The organism is Streptomyces sp. SID486 (assembly GCF_009865385.1).
Classification (GTDB): domain Bacteria; phylum Actinomycetota; class Actinomycetes; order Streptomycetales; family Streptomycetaceae; genus Streptomyces.
On the sequence record NZ_WWJT01000311.1, the window covers coordinates 1 to 2,368 of the forward strand.

Consider the following 2,368-nt stretch of genomic DNA (forward strand, 5'->3'; position numbering starts at 1 on the left):
GCGACCGCGTCCGGGGTGCGGGCGGCCTGCGCGGAGAACAGCTCGGCCAGGCTCGCGTCCGGGGTACCGGTGACCGGTCCCGCCCACTCCTCCAGGAGCTGCCGGCGCTCGTGCTCACCGAGCAGGTCGAGAACGGACAGCGGAGTGTCCGGCGAGGTCAGCACCGACTCCAGCAGCCGCCGCAGCCGGGCCATGAGGGCGTCGATCGTACGGGCCTCGTACAGGTCGGTGGCGTACTCGATGGTGATGTCCAGGCCGTGCGGGCGCCCGTCCCGGGTGCGGTGCTCGGCGAAGCCGAAGGTCAGGTCGAACTTGGCGATCTGCAGCTCGTTGTACTCGGTCCGGGCGTCCAGGCCGGGGAAGCCGACCGTGTCCGAACCGGCCTCGCCCAGGGTGAGCATCACCTGGAACAGGGGGTGCCGGGAGGCGGACCGCTCCGGGTTGAGCACCTCGACCAGCCGGTCGAAGGGCAGGTCCTGGTGGTTCCAGGCGGCCAGGTCGGTCCTGCGCACCCGGTCGAGCAGCTCGCGGAAGCTCGGGTCGCCGCTCAGGTCGGTGCGCAGCACGAGGGTGTTGACGAAGAAGCCGACCAGGCCGTCCAGCGCCTCGTCGATCCGGCCGGAGACCGGCGAGCCGAGCGGGACGTCGGGTCCGGCCCCGGAGCGGGACAGCACGGTCGCGACCGCCGCCTGCACCGCCATGAACAGGGTGGCCCCCGACTCCCGGGCCAGGTGGGTCAGTCCGGTGTGCAGCTCGGCCGGCAGGTGGTCGGTGCACAGACCGCCGCGGTAGGAGGCGGCGGCCGGGCGGGGCCGGTCGGCGGGGAGCGTGGCCTCCTCCGGCAGGTCCGCCAGCGCCTCGTGCCAGAAGGCGAGTTGCCGTGAACCGGCGCTGTCCGGGTCGTCGGCCTCGCCGAGCAGCTCCTGCTGCCACAGCGTGTAGTCGGCGTACTGCACCGGCAGCGGCTCCCAGTCGGGTGCCAGCCCCTGGGCGCGCGCCCCGTAGGCGGCGGCCAGGTCGGCGAGGAGCGGGGCGGTCGAACCGCCGTCGCTGACGATGTGGTGCATCACCACCAGCAGGACGTGCTCCTGCTCGCCGAGGGTGATCAGCCGCGCCCGTATCGGCAGGTCCACCGCGAGGTGGAAGACCTGCGCGGACTGCTCGGCCATGACGGCCGCCAGCGTCTCACCGGTCGCCGGCACCACCGGCAGCTCGAACTCCACCTCCTCCTCGCCCAGGATGTGCTGGTACGGCGTTCCGTTGCGGTCCGGGAAGAGCGTCCGCAGGCTCTCGTGCCGGGCGATCACGTCGGTGAGCGCCGACTTCAGCGCCCCGCGGTCGAGCGCACCGGTCAGCCGGACGGCCAGCGGGATGTTGTAGGTCGTCGAGGGGCCCTCCATCTGCGCGATGAACCACAGACGCTGCTGGGCGAAGGACAAGGGGATCACTTGGTCGCTCCCATCCGGCGCATCGGCCGCAGTTTGGGCCTAGCGGCCTCGGCGCCGTCGAGCTTCTCGACGAGCGTTGCCACGATCGGGTGTTCGAAGAGGGTCGCCACGGAGATCTCGACCCCCAGTACGGTGCGGATCCGGCCCACGAGCCGGGTGGCGAGCAGGGAGTGGCCGCCGAGGTGGAAGAAGTGGTCGTCGACGGTGACGGAGGGCAGGCCGAGGACCTCGGCGAACAGCCCGCACAACACCTCTTCCTTGGGGGTGCGGGGCGCGCGCCCGGGGGCGGCCTCCGCGCAGACAGCGGGCGCGGGCAGGGCCTTGCGGTCCACCTTGCCGTTGCCGGTCAGCGGGATCGCGTCCAGCAGCACCAGCGCCGACGGCACCATGTACTCCGGCAGCAGCCCCGCGGTCCGCCGCTTCACGTCCTCGACGTCGACCCGCGCACCGTCCTGAGCCGTGAGGTAGGCGACGAGGCGCTTGTCGCCGGGCCGGTCCTCGCGGACGGTGACGACGGCCTGGCCGACGGCCGGGTGCCCCGCCAGTACCGTCTCGATCTCACCGGGCTCGATGCGGAAGCCGCGGAGTTTGACTTGTTGGTCGGCGCGGCCGAGGTATTCGAGGGAGCCGTGTTCGTTCCAGCGGACGAGGTCGCCGGAGCGGTACATGCGGGTGCCGGGGGGGCCGTAGGGGTCGGCGACGAAGCGGTCGGCGGTGAGGGAGGGGCGGTCGAGGTAGCCCTGGGCGAGTCCGGTGCCGGCGATGTAGAGCTCGCCGGGGGTGCCGGGGGGGACGAGTCGTAGGGCGGGGTCGAGGACGTAGAGGCGGTGGTTGTCGAGGGCTTCGCCGATGGGGAGGGGGCCGGTGTGGTCGTAGGGGTGGGTGATGTGGTGGGTGGCGGCGAAGGTGGTGGTCTCGGT

2 protein-coding genes are annotated in these 2,368 nt (G+C 72.5%); both read right to left on the bottom strand.

The genetic code is table 11. From position 1 onward, the window contains the following. On the bottom strand, window positions 1-1,448 hold a 1,448-nt coding region (locus tag GT045_RS14595; RefSeq protein WP_345942651.1), incomplete at its 3' end, for a condensation domain-containing protein. Then, a partial coding sequence (locus GT045_RS14600) for a non-ribosomal peptide synthetase (protein ID WP_161334430.1) occupies window positions 1,445-2,368 on the bottom strand: 924 nt, incomplete at its 5' end. The genes GT045_RS14600 and GT045_RS14595, both read right to left, overlap by 4 nt.